Raw genomic sequence first — 13,961 nt, forward strand, 5'->3', positions numbered from 1 at the left:
GTCATGGCCCGTTTTTTCCGTCGTCGTAAGTTCTGTCGTTTTACCGCCGAAGGCGTTAAAGAAATCGATTACAAGGATCTGGAAACCCTGAAAGCCTACGTCTCCGAGACCGGCAAAATTGTTCCCAGTCGCATTACCGGCACCAAGGCCAAGTACCAGCGTCAGCTGGCTACAGCAGTGAAGCGCGCACGCTTCCTGGCCCTGCTGCCCTACTCGGATTCGCACAGCTAGGAATCCCTTGACCCGCACTACCGGGCAGGCCGGCCTGAACCGATGAAGGCGATCGCTGAGTTTGCCATGCGCGGGCGCTTCCAGGCGCTACTGCTTACCGTAGCAGGGTCCGGGAGCATACTGTTTTGCTGGATCAGCGCCGCGATACTGGCGCTGGTCACCCTGCGCAAAGGCGTGGGGGCGGGCGCCCAGCTGTTGTTGTGGGCCCTGCTGCCCTCCGGGGTATTGCTGTATACCGTTGGTGACAGCGGGCCGCTCTCCCTGCTGGTGGGCACAGCGGCGCTGGCCGTGGTACTGCGCATCAGCGTCAGCCTGCCGCTGGCGGTGCTGGCAAGTATTGCGGTCGGGGTGATCAGTGGTCTGGCCCTGATGAGCTTCGGTGGCCAGTACCTGGAGCAGATGGTGGCTTTGTTCGGCGAGTTTCTCGCCAGCATGGAGCAGCAACTGTCGCAGGGCGGCGAGCCGGTAGAGCTGGCGCGACCCACCGCGGCGCAGATCGCCGGCATGATGGGGGCGGGCACCGGTGCCACCGCAGTATTGTGCCTGATGCTGGGGCGTTACTGGCAGGCAGCGTTGTACAACCCGGGTGGTTTCAGCAGCGAGTTCCGGCTCCTGCGCTATACACCGGCAGTGGCCACCGCAATGGCCATGGCAGCCGTCGCGCTGTCCGCGCTGGGTATGGAGTATCGCACCTGGGCAGTGATTGCATTATTACCGCTGAGCTTCGCCGGTCTGGCGCTGGTTCATGCGAGGGTCCACTGGAAGGGCCAGGGTACAGGGTGGTTGGTTGGCTTTTACCTGGCCTGGCTGTTACTGGACCCGATAAAACTGATGGTTGTCTTCGCCGCCATCGCTGACAGCTGGTTTAATTTTCGCCAGCGCTGGACAGGGAAACCCGGTCAGGACGTCAGCCCCGGCGATGATGAATGAGAATTATGAAGTAGCGGGAGCAAGCTCCCCATAACGAGGAAAGTAAGATGGAAGTCATTTTGCTGGAGAACATCAGCAACCTGGGTACCCTGGGTGACAAGGTGGACGTTAAGGCCGGTTTTGGCCGCAACTACCTGATCCCGCAGGGCAAGGCCGTACCGGCCACTGAAGGGGCAATCGCCCAGTTTGAAGCGCGTCGTGCTGAACTGGAAGCCGCTGCCGCCGAGGCGCTGGCCGCCGCGGAAGCGCGCGCTGCTGCGATCAACGCACTGGAGGCGATCACCATCACTGCCAATGCGGGCGAAGAAGGCAAGCTGTTCGGCTCAATCGGTACACGCGATATCGCCGAAGCCGTTTGCGCAGCGGGTGTTGAGGTCGACAAGGCCGAAGTACGCCTGCCCGAGGGGGCTCTGCGCGAACTGGGTGAGTACGAGGTCAACATCCAGGTTCACGGTGATGTGAACGGGGTCATTGCTCTGGCGGTCATCGCCGAGTAAGAGGCCTGTTGCTCTCGCTCAGGCGGGGCGGCCTATATTCCGAAATGCACCGGTCATCCCTGGCCGGTGCATTTTTTGTGTCCGGGATTTGGTCGGCATGCGTATGTTGCAGCTGGCCGATTGCTGATAAAAGAGCCCATTGTTTTTCCCGATTCCCGCCTTCGCGAGAATGACGGGCGCGGGAATTTTCGATACCCTGTCTGGCCATACAAGAAAACGCGATAAATGGAAGACCCTGGCTACCCACCCAATGTATCCGAACTCCCCGGCGCCGTTGACGGCGAACTGGCGCGGATCAAGATGCAGCCGCATTCACTGGAGGCCGAACAGTCGGTGATCGGCGGTTTGCTGCTCTCGGCCGACGGCTGGGACTCTGTGGCAGAGGAGGTAGCTGCCACTGACTTCTATCGCCCGTCGCACCGGGCTATTTTCCGTGAGATAGCCCAGCTGGCCGATGCCGCAGAGCCTATTGATGTGATCACCGTGGCCGACAAACTGGAGGCCAGGGGTGAACTGCAGGGCGCTGGCGGCCTGCCTTACCTGGCGGAGCTGGCCCAGAATACGCCCAGTGCCTCCAACATTCGCGCCTATGCGCAGGTGGTGCGTGAGCGCGCCAGCTTGCGCAAACTGATCGAGGCGGCACAGGATATCGCCGACTCCGGATTCAGCCCGGAGGGACGCACCTCGCTGGAACTGCTGGATGAAGCCGAGCGGCGCATCATGCAGATCAGTGAGCAGGGCCCCAAGTCCGGCGGCCCGCTGGATGTGAACCCACTGCTCAAAAAAGCCCTGGACCGTATTGACGAACTGTTCAACTCCGGCGGTGACATCACCGGCCTTACCACCGGCTTCGACGACCTGGATGGCATGACCTCGGGCATGCAGCCCTCCGACCTGGTCATTGTCGCCGGCCGGCCTTCAATGGGTAAGACCTCGTTTGCCATGAACCTGGTGGAAAATGCGTTGCTGGCGGCCAAGCGGCCCATACTGGTGTTTTCCATGGAGATGCCTGCCGACCAGCTGATTATTCGTATGCTGTCCTCCATCGGGCGTATAGACCAGACCCGCATCCGCACCGGCAAGCTGGAACAGGAGGACTGGCCCAAGCTCACTGCAGCGGTGAACAAGCTTCGCGATATGCCGCTGTTTATTGACGATACGCCAGCGCTGACACCCACGGAAGTGCGTAGCCGGGTGCGCAAGGTGGCCCGCGAAAACGACGGTGATATCGGCATGATCATGGTGGACTACCTGCAGCTGATGCAGGTTGCCGGCTCTTCCGAGGGCCGCACCGCTGAAATATCGGAGATTTCCCGCAGTCTCAAAGCCATTGCCAAGGAATTCAAGGTGCCCATGGTCGCACTGTCACAGCTCAACCGTTCCCTGGAGCAGCGCCCCAATAAGCGCCCGGTCAATTCGGACCTGCGTGAATCCGGCGCGATCGAGCAGGACGCTGACGTGATCATGTTTATCTATAGGGACGAGGTCTATAACGAGGATTCCCCGGACAAAGGCACCGCGGAGATCATCATCGGCAAGCAGCGGAACGGCCCCATTGGCAGCTGTAGGCTGGCTTTCATTGGCCAATACACCCGCTTTGAAAACCTCGCCAGGGGCTTCTCCGACGAGTATTGAGCCTGGCGGCGTAATCCGCTGGCGCTACTGAATCACCTGATCCCACAAATCCATCCACTGTGGGTTCTGTTCTTCGATGATCCGTAATCGCCACGTCTGGTGCCAGCGCTTCAGGCGCTTTTCGCGGGCCAGGGCATCGCGCACATTCCGGTGCATTTCGAAGTAGACCAGTTTGTGCACCGCATACCGTGAGGTGAAACCCTCTGCCCGGATGTTGCGATGATGCCAGATACGTTGCATCAGGTTGCCGGTCACCCCGATATAGAGTGCTCCCGTGCTGCGGCTGGCAAGGATATAAACTGCCGCCTGTTTGGCCATCCCATGCCCTCCGTGGCTGGGTTTGGCTTACACGTTACGCGAGCTGCGTCCGGCGGGGAACGTTCGGGGCGCTTGTGATGGAATTTACAGTCCGGATTCCGCCCGCAGCTTCTTCAAATGGGCTATCTGCTCTTCCCGCGACAGTGGCTCAGCGGGTTGTTTTTCCAGGGCCTGGGGTGCGGGCACTTCCAACTGGTCACCGCGTAACACGGCAGACACGTATCGCTGGTAATGCTCCCGGTAGACTGGCCATGCGCGGCGCTCCTCATTATTGGCCAGGAAAAACCAGTCGCTGTCGCGGCCGGCAAGGTATACGGCAGGGTGGCTCCAGGCTTGTGCGGACTTGGGTGAGGCGGCCTGGCAGGCTTCCACGTAGGCGTCGTGAGCAGAGGGCAGGCCGAACTCCACCAGGCCTGCCTGGCAGCATTCAAGCATACGGTTCAAGGTGGGCAGGTATTCGCTGTGCTCGATGGCGTGCCTGGCGCCCTTGAGAATCTGCTCAACGGGCAGTTCTGCCAGGGCGTCCAGCCACAGCTTCTTGATCTGCTTGAGCTGGGTCTGGTCCGGGTAGGCGGAGTAATACTGATTGTGGTAGTTCAGGCGAAACAGGGCAAAGACCTGGTTGATGGCCTCAACGTGGCCCTCATCGGTGGCCCGCTTTGCGTCAGCTCGCCCAGCTGGTGTCGGTGAGGTCGTCTTCGAGGCTTCTATCTCGCGTGCGACCTGTTGAATCAGTTCCCTGCTGTCCGCCATGGCTTTTGTCCGTTTGTTGCAGTTGGTGGCGCTTGGCCCAGTGGTATTTTACATGCTGCAGGAATTTGCTGTTCCAGGAGGTGTGGGCCTGGTTGGAGTCTTTCCAGTAGACGATAAATTCCGGCAGTACTGACCGCGCAAAATCCAGGTCGATATGAGACATGCGCAGGATATCGTAAACGTCGGCGCTGGGCTGCCAGTGGTCGACGATGCGCTTGGGTTCGGTGCTGTGCTCCAGGCTGGACGTGTAACGTGCCCACTGTATGCGAATGTGCTGGATGAACTTGGAGTTGAGTTCTTTCGGCGCTGCCCCGCGCTCGCGCCAGTACAGGATGAACTCCGGTACTGCCTGCTCAATGAAGTCCCTGTCGATGCCGCCGCGGGCCATGATCTCCATCGCATCGGCGCTGGGTTGCCAGTGGTTGTCCAGGGCCGTCGGTGCCTCTACCTGGAACTTGGATCCCTGGCTCTGCTGGCGCCGCCAGTTGCTGACCACGTGTTGGCGAAACTTGTTCTCCCAGGCGTGGGAGGTTTCCCCGCGCTCGCGCCAGTAAAAGATGAAATCTTCCAGTTGGTCCAGGGCGAACTGCCGCGGTATGTTGTGGTTCAGTCCCAGTAGTTGCAGCAGGTCCTCGCTGGGCGACCAGTGCACCGGCAACAGCGCGGCAGAGCGTCGACTGGGCGCGGGTGCAGGGGGCGCGGGCTCTGCTACCGGCTGTTGCGCCGCCACCGGTTCGTTAATGGCAAACAGCAGGTGCTCGCTGCTGTGCAACGGGGGGGATTCCATGAGGATCACACCCTTGTCCACCAGTGAGCGGGTAATGCGATGCAGGTCGACGGCATTCCAGAAGGGCAGGGTCGTCAGCAGGTAGCTGCGCTCCACGTTGAGCCAGGCATGATTGCGCTGTACCTGCGCCTGCCGGTGTTCGAACAATACCTGTAGGTGTTGCAGCAATATAGTCTCTTCCAGGCCGATGGTCGCCGCCAGGCCGGGGGAAAAAACCAGCTGTCGTTCGGGGACCAGGGAAGAATCTGACATGGTGGTAACAGTATCGATGGGCGGTCTGCTAGGATAGCGGGCCTGAATGGGTTACGACAGTAAAAAATGATTTCCACCCGCCGATTGGTCGTGGGTGGGCAATTGTTGCGGTAGCGCCTTCAGCCGCGATGAAGGAGGGCGTAACCCCCGTTTTTATCGCAGCTGCAGCCGCTCCTGCAGTCAGCAGGGCGTCCTTGTTATCTATGGCCAAACAAAAAACATCCTTCGTCTGCAACGAATGCGGCTCTGACTACGCTAAATGGCAGGGGCAGTGCAGTGACTGTGGGCAGTGGAATACCATCACCGAGATCAGACTGGGCCCGGCCAAGGGGTCCGGTCGTGCCGGCGCCGGAGTTACCGCCAATCGCGCGGGCTTTGCCGGCGCCCTGTCCGGCGCCCGGGTGCTCAGGGATATCGACCTGCACGACCTGCCGCGCTTCTCCTCCGGCACCGAGGAGTTCGACCGCGTGCTGGGGGGAGGGCTCGTTCCCGGGTCGGCGGTGTTGGTAGGCGGTAACCCGGGAGCCGGCAAGAGTACGCTGCTGCTGCAGACCATGTGCCACCTTGCGCAGAACATGGAAGCGCTGTACATCACCGGTGAGGAGTCCCTGCAACAGGTGGCCATGCGCGCGCAGCGTCTGCAGCTGCCCACCGACAAACTCCGGCTGATGTCAGAGACCAACGTGGAAAGCCTCGTCGCGGCAGCAGAGGAGTTCAAGCCGAAGGTGTTGGTGGTGGACTCCATCCAGGTGGTGCACACCGACGAGATCGCTTCCGCGCCGGGCAGTGTGTCCCAGGTGCGCGAGTGCGCCGCTTATCTAGTCCGCTATGCCAAGCAGACGGGCACCGTTTTGTTCCTGGTGGGGCACGTGACCAAGGACGGCTCCCTCGCGGGCCCCAAGGTCCTGGAACACATGATTGATTGCTCCATTTTACTGGAGGGTGAGCACGACTCCCGTTTCCGCACACTGCGAGGGCAGAAGAACCGTTTCGGCGCGGTCAACGAACTGGGCGTGTTCGCCATGACCGAGCAGGGCCTGCGCGAGGTGAAGAACCCCTCCGCCATCTTTCTCGATCGCAGCAATGAACCTTCCTCCGGCTCCGCGGTGATGGTGGTCTGGGAAGGCACCCGTCCCCTGCTGGTGGAGATCCAGGCGCTGGTGGATGACAGCCAGTTGGGTAACCCCCGGCGAGTGGCGGTAGGTTTGGAGCAGAATCGCCTGGCCATGTTGCTGGCGGTGCTGCACCGTCACGGCGGCCTGCAGGTGGGTGACCAGGACGTATTCGCCAACGTGGTGGGCGGGGTCAAGGTACTGGAGACCAGTGCCGACCTCGCCCTGTTACTGGCGATCGTCTCCAGCTACCGCGACCGGCAGCTGCCCCGGGATATGGTGATCTTTGGCGAGGTGGGGCTGTCTGGTGAAATTCGCCCGGTACCTTCCGGGCAGGAACGTCTTTCCGAGGCTGCCAAGCACGGTTTCAAGCGCGCCATCGTGCCCAAAGGCAATGCGCCCAAGGGGGCGATCCCCGGAATGGAGGTGGTGGCGGTGAGCAGGCTCTCTGAGGCTCTGGACAGTGTTGATGCCTGATGACGGGGCTCCCTGAAGGCTACTCGGCTAGCGATGGCCTTATAACTATTGACAAGTACAGCGTTTGGAATTTAATTTACGTTTTGGGGCTTTTCTGGTTGTGGCCAACTCGCCACCGGGCTGAAAACAAGGAAGAAGAATAATGAAATGGAACACCAGATGCGTGGCGATGCCAGCGCTTGCGTTTTTATATGCCGGGTGCGCGACAGCGGTTGAGGTTACGCTCATACCCAGAGCGGAAATCGGGTTCACTCAGTATACGCTTGACGTGAAAGATTCACCTTTTGCCAGCGGCACTTCCGATACTCTCAGTTATAAACTTCAGACCGTCGCCCCTCTTCTGCGGGTAGGCTTAACGGCGGCTGTGGGTAAGGCCTATCTGGATGGGTATTTCCATCAGACTGCCGAGGCAAGCGAAGATCTGAATATACAGGCGCTAGGTTATAGTGAAGGGCTCGATGGCGATAAGCAGGAATACTCTTTAACTGGTGGCTATCGACTCTGGGAACGTGCCAGTGTTTATGCGGGATATCGCTGGTCCGACACAACGGTCACTGGAGATGGCGGTACCGATTACAAGTTTGAGCATGATGGATTTTATCTCGGTGGTGGTTATGCGATACCGCTCACCGATACCGGTGGTCTTTCTCTCAGCGCTGCCTATGGCTTCCTCGATGCGGACCTCGATACGCTTTTTGCAGGTGCATTCAAGTTTTCAGAAACTGGCGATGGTGATGGCTTGAAACTCAGTGTTGCCTGGAAAGCCGCGCTTAACGAACAGGTGAGCTATAGCTTGTCTGCTGATTACGTGAAGTACGATTTTGACATGAAGTCACCTGATGGTGATTACGATATCGAAGAAACGGATATACAGATGCGTATCGGCCTGGCCTATACGTTTTAGGATTTAGAAGGTCGGGAAATACCTTGCACCTACCTTTTTCTGGGATTCCAGTTCCTCCCGCATCTTTTCGATTGTGCGCTGTTCAGCACGGTTCACTATCGAGCTGGACGAAATGGACTCGTAATAGACGGCCGCCATCTCTATATTTCCTTCCATGATGTTTCGATCGAAGAAAGTTGAGTAAAGGGCGAACACTTCTTTACGGCCAGAGAGTACATCGATTCGCCCTGGCTCCAGTTGCTCGGCAGATTCCAGCTTATTCAGTGCATTGTCCAGTTCGCGAGTTATTTTCACTGTAGCTTTTTTCGTGGCGGTGGACTGCGCATGAATAGAAGCGGCTCGATCCGCCGCTGACCTTGCATCTGCTATTGCCTGCTGGGCCAATGCGCGTTTTGACTCGCGAGCGAGTAAGTCGGCTTTCAGTCTATTCAGGTTGGGGGCCGTGGCATCCGCGTTGCGAACGAATTCAAGTGATGATCTGGCTTTTTCCAATTCCCAGGCGTCGATATGTGAGCGTGCCGAATCGAGTTCTCTGGCGGTGAGCTCCTCAATGCCCGTTTTTGCGGTCTGGTCGTTGCTATCGAGGGATAGCATCTTGGTGTAGAGGCGATAAAGTTCCTGATTTAGCCGTAGGCTATTCGGGGAGGCTTGTTGAAGTGTCTCCGCTTCAGCAGCCAGTCGGTTTAATGTTGCGTTGGTCGCTTGCTCGCGTTGCCAGCGCGAGTTTTTTGACTCCAGGGACAGGCGGGCAGGGCCGGTCGTGTTGGCGTCCACATAACTCCCCCATAGTTCTATTTCTCTTTTGGCCCTGGTCAGGAAATTGTTTGACAGTAAGCTCTCGATTTTTTTGTTTGCAGCTGCGTCTGCGGAGCGTCGGTATTGGCTAAGTTGATCTGTCGCCAGCTTGCGTTCTGCTAGTTGGGAAAGCGTAATGTAGGCGTTATTTGAGGCCGGGAGGTAGATATCCCCGGCGTTCAGCTGCGATCTGAATTGCGCTTCCAGGTTCTGGGTTTCTGCTCGTTCTCGCTTTGCCTCATCCAGCTGTGATTCCAGCGCTTCAATTTCGGTGCGATGGGATGACGGGATGTCGCTCGCCATCTGCAGGTGATTTGACGCCCGGGAAAGCTCTCCGCCCTCCAGGGCTTCACCTGCCAGTTCGATTTGTCTCAGCACCAGCTGGTCCAGTCGCGATTCCTCTGCAGCAGTCGCTGATATGCTGTCCGATCCTCCAGAGCTGTCGCCGACGCGATTGCTCGATGCCGTTTTATCCGTCGAAGCGGTGCCTGCTGTCCCGGCATTGTCCGGTTTCTGCAACTTCCCTGAATCGGCCGTAAAGGGAGAAATCCACAGCAGGAGACCGACCGAGGCGATGCCCACCGCACTTGCCAGCAAGTACAGCCATGCTCTGCTTTTATTCTGTGGTGCGCGGGGGTGCAACGTGCGCGGGATTGACTTGTTCTGTGTAATCCTGCGGCGTGATATTCGTGCACTGGGTGAGTTGGCGAGCGAACTCCGACTGCTGCTGTGCGGCATTTCATCGCGGCTCAACAGTACCGTCGTTTGCAGTTCGGGGGTAACCTGTTCAGCGACGTGGTCGATGTAAGCGATGATTTCGGCACCGGATTGAAAGCGATCGTCGGGATGCTTTGCCAGCATTTTATCGATCAGTGGCTGAAACAGCTCGAAGCCATCAGGCAGCTTCGGTATTTCCGCCTGAACCTGCTGTATGCCCACCGCCGCCGCGCTGTCCCCGGAATAGGGTAGTGTTCCGCTTAGTAATTCGAAGAAAAGAATGCCCAGGCTGTAAAGGTCAGAGCGGTTGTCGAGTTCTTCGCCCAGGCTTTGCTCGGGACTCATGTAGTGGGGTGTTCCCAGGACCGTGCCCACCTGTGTCACCATCGTTTCAGTGGTAAGGTCTCTGGCTATGCCAAAATCAACAATGGCAAGGCTGCCATCTTCCCGGAACATTATATTGCTCGGCTTGATATCCCTGTGGACTATGCCTGCGGTGGTGGCGTAGTCGAGAGCGTCTGCAATTGATTGAACGATTGCTATGCTCTCGGGAAGCGGAATACCCAGGCGCAGGCGCTCTCTGAGATCACCACCGGAAAGGTGCTCCATGGCAAGATAATAGTGGCCTTCGATGACCCCGGTGTCGTAAACAGCAACAATATTGGGGTGCGACAGGCTGGCGGCTATGCGGGCCTCTCGTACAAAACGGTGGCCGTAGTGTTCGGTCTCCGCCATTCCGGGCGACAGAATCTTCAGGGCGACATGTCGACCAAAGCTCAGTTGTTCCGCGAGGTAAACAGCTGACATTCCCCCGCTTCCAAGCTTCTTCGTTATCGTGTAACCAGGTATTTCCTGTTCGATCATCTTCCGCTGATTCTTTTTCTTCCTGGGACGTCCAGTCGCTGATTGTGAGAAACAATCAACGCCGCCCAATATTGCACGATTTGTCTGAATTGCCAATGGCCGCCATTAGTAGTTGCTCAGTTTTTGCCTGGCTGCCAGAAACGCTTTCGCGATGTGGCCATGGGCAAAGCGGCAACGTATAGCTGCATTCGCATCCTCGCGCTGAAGTCGTCCGAAGCACTAGGTTAAATGCTTGGCGAACTTCAAACTTTGGCCTATATTCTTTAGAGCGGGAAAGGGATTCCCAAGAAAAAATAATAACGCGACCGAGGATAACCTGTGCCGCTTGATTATCGGATAGCGATTGTGGGGGCAGGGCCAGCAGGGCTCAGTGTGGCTGGTCGAGCGGCCATTTATGATGCCGAGACCGGTGCCAGTACGCCCAGTTACGTGCTTCTTGAGGGGCACACGACCTTCGCCAAAACCATCCAGAAGTACCAGAAAGGCAAGCACGTCATGGACGAGCCCGGCTTTCTGCAGCTACGCAGTGAGGTGCCCTTCGCCGCCGGCAAGCGTGAGGAAATTCTCGGTGCCTGGGACAACAGCATAGGCGGCGGGCTGAATGTCCGTTATAACGCGGAAGTGGTGGGCATCGAAGGAGAGAAAGGCAATTTTACCCTGCGCCTGGCCTCCGGCGATTCGGTCACGGCTGAGAACGTGGTGCTCTCTATCGGTACCCAGGGCAACCCGCGCACCCTGGGCGTAGATGGGGATGCTGAGTCAGACTTCGTCCTCTACACCCTGGACGATCCGGAAGATTTCAAGGGCGAGACCATCGTGGTGGTAGGCGCGGGTGACGCGGCCATCGAGAACGCCATCGCCCTGTCGGATTTCAACACCGTCTATATTATTAATCGGCGCGGTGAGTTCAGCCGCGCCAAAGACGGCAACCTGAACGCGGTACTGGCCGCTATCAACGATCGCGACCGGGCCTTTCACTGCCGCTACGAGAGCAGCGTGGCCGCCGTGGAGCTGCCCGATGCCCCCGGGGAGACCGGTGCCATTGTGCTCAACACCCCGGGGGGTGAAGAGCGTCTGGAGTGCCATCGCATCATCGCCCGGCTGGGTACGGTCCCCCCGCGGCGTTTCGTGGAGTCCTGCGGCATAGAGATCGGCAGTGCCAGTGCCGACGCAGTGCCCGATGTGGATCGCCACTACCAGAGCAATGTGCCGGGCCTATATGTAATCGGCGCCCTGGGCGGTTACCCGCTGATCAAACAGGCGATGAACCAGGGCTATGACGTGGTGGAGTTCATCCACGGCAAGGACACCCGCCCGGCGGACTACCCACTGTTGCAGGACCAGTTCTCCGGCCTGCCCTATGTCATGGATGCTGAGGATATTCTCGAGCTGTACCAGCAGCGGGTACCCATGTTCAAACGCATGAACCCGCTGGCTTTCCGCGAACTGATTATCGAGAGCCGCATCACGGTAAGCCTGCCCGCGGAAGAGCTGGCGCGTGCCCCGCAGGGAGGCGAGCGTTCCACGGTCTTCGTGGCGGCGGGTGAGCCGGTCTATCGTAATGGCGAATTCAGTACCACGTTCTTCACCCTGGTAGAAGGTGAAGTGCGCCTGCAACTGGAGCAGGACGGCCCGTGGCACCAGATCAAGCCAGGCCAGTTCTTCGGTGAGATGAGCCTGCTCTCCGGTCGCCCGCGACAGGGGGACGCCATCGTCGAGCGCGACAGCATTCTCATCGAGACGCCTCGACGGGTTATGGTCAAGTTGATGAACTCCAACGAGGAGGTGCGCCAGGGAATAGACCGTGTGTTTATCATGCGCGCCCTGCAGGCGGCGTTCCGCCCGGCCATGAGCCTGGAGGAACTGGCGCTGGTGGCAGACCAGGTGCAGACCTGTCAGTTCGCCGCCGGGGAGGTGCTGTTCACCGAGGGGGAAACCGGTGACTGCCTGCACCTGATCCGCAGCGGCACCGTCGTACTTTCCCAGGGCGGCACGGAGCTGGTCGTGGCGCAGTTGCACTCTGGTGAACTGGCGGGACAGATGGCTCTGATGGGCGCCCCCCTGCGGCGCAATACCGCCACCGCGGCGGTACGCACGGAGACCCTGCGTCTGGGTCGCGAGCAGTTCCTCGCCCTGGTCAATAGCGAGCCGGAACACATCAGCACTCTGCAGGGGGAGCTGAGTCAGCTGCTGCAGTACACAAATTCCATGGCCTCGCAGCCCGAGGCGGCGCGCTCAATCGGTTTCCTTATGGAACAGGGTATGGGCGAGGCCACCAACGCCCTGGTGATCGACACGTCTCTGTGCGTGGGCTGCGACAACTGTGAGCGTGCCTGTGCGGAAACCCATGATGGTATCTCCCGCCTCGACCGGGAGTCCGGCGCCTCGTTGGCCAGCCTGCACGTGCCGGTCTCCTGTCGCCATTGTGAGCTGCCCCATTGCATGAAGGACTGCCCCCCGGACGCGATCCGCCGGGCGGCCAGTGGCGAGGTATTTATCACCGAAAGCTGCATTGGCTGCGGCAACTGTGAAACCAACTGCCCCTATGACGCCATCAAGTTGAGCTACAGCGCGCCGCCCAAGCCCGGGTTGTGGTCCTGGCTGCTCTTCGGGCGCGGGTCCGGGCCTGGCGAGCCGGCCGGCTTCACGCCCACCGCCGAGAGTAAGGATGTAGGCAAGAAGGCGGTCAAGTGTGATGCTTGCATGGGGCGCCCCGGCGGCCCGGCCTGTGTGCGCGCCTGCCCCACGGGCGCGGCCATACGCATGGGCCCGGATCAGTTCGTTGAACTGGTGGAGGCCCGCTGAGCATGCGCACGGGAATGCTGAACTGGCGTAACTACCGCTACGGCAAGTGGGCTTTGCTTCTGGGGTTGTTCTCTATCGCGCTCTATGTATCCCAGGGCGCGTCTCCGGCCCAGCCCCCCAATGGCGGCACCTGGCAGGGTTATGTGCTCGGCACTATCGGGGCGCTGCTCATTCTCTGGCTCAGTGTGCTGGGCGTGCGCAAGCGCAGCTACAGTTCCAGTGCCGGTACCGTGCAGGGGTGGACCTCGGCGCATATCTACCTGGGCAGTGTGCTGCTGGCAGTGGCGACCCTGCACTGTGCCGCCCAGTTTGGCTGGAATGTGCATACGCTCGCGTACGTGTTGATGTGCCTGGTGATCTTCTCCGGCTTCTATGGCCTCTACGTCTATGTGCACCTGCCGGACCGGGTGGCGAGCAATATCGTCGACAGGGACCGGGCGGCGTGGCTGGAGGAGCTGGGCAAACTGGACCAGCGCATCCGCGACGTGGCCGCAGGCAGCGACGCGCAGTTGCAGGGCATGGTGCTCAGTGCGCTGGAGCTCACCCGGCTGGGTGGCAACCTGTTCCAGCAGTTGCGTGCCAATGACCGCTCCCTGGTACAGGAGCCGGGTGGCGGCAAACCGGTCTCCAATGCGGAACAGTCGGTGCTCATTGAGACGCTCTCCCGGCGCATTCCCGACGCGCGCAAGCAGAGCGAGGCGGAGACGCTCAGTGAACTGCTGTCGCTGTTCGGCCGGCGGCAGGTGATCCTGCACTTGCTGCGTCGGGATATCCGTCTCAAGGGCCTGCTGAAACTCTGGCTCTATTTCCACGTGCCCCTGACGTTCGCCCTGTTGGCGGCCTTGTTGGTGCACATTCTCTCCGTCTTTATTTACTGGTAACCC

General features: G+C 59.5%; 12 protein-coding genes. 8 read left to right on the forward strand and 4 right to left on the reverse strand.

The genetic code is table 11. From position 1 onward, the window contains the following. Positions 1-3: 3 nt before the first annotated feature. The 4 genes from rpsR to dnaB all read left to right on the forward strand — a co-directional run bounded on the left by rpsR (position 4) and on the right by dnaB (position 3,293). Complete coding sequence (gene rpsR, locus C0039_RS11430; protein WP_075999154.1) at positions 4-231, forward strand: 30S ribosomal protein S18; 228 nt, start codon at positions 4-6, stop codon at positions 229-231. Positions 232-273: 42 nt separating this feature from the next. Beyond that, the gene (locus tag C0039_RS11435) at positions 274-1,161 is read left to right on the forward strand and encodes a hypothetical protein (protein WP_075999153.1); all 888 of its coding nucleotides are present in this window, start codon (positions 274-276) and stop codon (positions 1,159-1,161) included. Between the two features lie 47 nt (positions 1,162-1,208). Further along, positions 1,209-1,658: a 50S ribosomal protein L9 gene (rplI, locus tag C0039_RS11440; RefSeq protein ID WP_101518117.1), complete on the forward strand. Its 450-nt coding sequence runs from the start codon at positions 1,209-1,211 to the stop codon at positions 1,656-1,658. A 225-nt stretch (positions 1,659-1,883) separates the two neighbouring features. Continuing rightward, positions 1,884-3,293, forward strand: coding sequence for a replicative DNA helicase (gene dnaB / locus C0039_RS11445; RefSeq protein ID WP_075999151.1), 1,410 nt, complete (start codon positions 1,884-1,886; stop codon positions 3,291-3,293). Between the two features lie 24 nt (positions 3,294-3,317). Here the strand turns inward: dnaB and C0039_RS11450 are convergent, their stop codons facing one another. The 3 genes from C0039_RS11450 to C0039_RS11460 all read right to left on the reverse strand — a co-directional run bounded on the left by C0039_RS11450 (position 3,318) and on the right by C0039_RS11460 (position 5,403). Then, a complete protein-coding gene (locus tag C0039_RS11450; RefSeq protein ID WP_075999150.1) occupies positions 3,318-3,611 on the reverse strand; it encodes a GIY-YIG nuclease family protein in 294 nt (97 codons plus the stop codon). Between the two features lie 84 nt (positions 3,612-3,695). Next, the gene (locus tag C0039_RS11455) at positions 3,696-4,364 is read right to left on the reverse strand and encodes a replication protein P (RefSeq protein WP_165787106.1); all 669 of its coding nucleotides are present in this window, start codon (positions 4,362-4,364) and stop codon (positions 3,696-3,698) included. Then, positions 4,276-5,403: a DnaT-like ssDNA-binding domain-containing protein gene (locus C0039_RS11460; RefSeq protein ID WP_075999149.1), complete on the reverse strand. Its 1,128-nt coding sequence runs from the start codon at positions 5,401-5,403 to the stop codon at positions 4,276-4,278. Before C0039_RS11460 ends, C0039_RS11455 begins: the two co-directional genes overlap by 89 nt. A 203-nt stretch (positions 5,404-5,606) precedes the next feature. Between C0039_RS11460 and radA the strand changes: the two genes are divergently transcribed. After that, the gene (gene radA / locus C0039_RS11465; protein ID WP_101518118.1) at positions 5,607-6,992 is read left to right on the forward strand and encodes a DNA repair protein RadA; all 1,386 of its coding nucleotides are present in this window, start codon (positions 5,607-5,609) and stop codon (positions 6,990-6,992) included. A gap of 142 nt (positions 6,993-7,134) precedes the next feature. After that, positions 7,135-7,896: an outer membrane beta-barrel protein gene (locus C0039_RS11470; protein ID WP_101518119.1), complete on the forward strand. Its 762-nt coding sequence runs from the start codon at positions 7,135-7,137 to the stop codon at positions 7,894-7,896. Between the two features lie 3 nt (positions 7,897-7,899). On the opposite strand, the gene C0039_RS11475 is transcribed toward C0039_RS11470, so the two are convergent. Further along, positions 7,900-10,272 (reverse strand): serine/threonine protein kinase, encoded by a 2,373-nt coding sequence (locus C0039_RS11475; RefSeq protein WP_101518120.1) that lies wholly within the window; start codon positions 10,270-10,272, stop codon positions 7,900-7,902. Positions 10,273-10,590: 318 nt separating this feature from the next. On the opposite strand from C0039_RS11475, the gene C0039_RS11480 reads away from it, so the two are divergent. Next, positions 10,591-13,077 (forward strand): cyclic nucleotide-binding domain-containing protein, encoded by a 2,487-nt coding sequence (locus C0039_RS11480; protein WP_101518121.1) that lies wholly within the window; start codon positions 10,591-10,593, stop codon positions 13,075-13,077. Positions 13,078-13,079: 2 nt separating this feature from the next. Beyond that, positions 13,080-13,958: a hypothetical protein gene (locus C0039_RS11485; protein WP_101518122.1), complete on the forward strand. Its 879-nt coding sequence runs from the start codon at positions 13,080-13,082 to the stop codon at positions 13,956-13,958. Positions 13,959-13,961 lie beyond the last annotated feature (3 nt).

This window comes from Pseudohalioglobus lutimaris (assembly GCF_002866825.1).
Taxonomy (GTDB): domain Bacteria; phylum Pseudomonadota; class Gammaproteobacteria; order Pseudomonadales; family Halieaceae; genus Halioglobus; species Halioglobus lutimaris.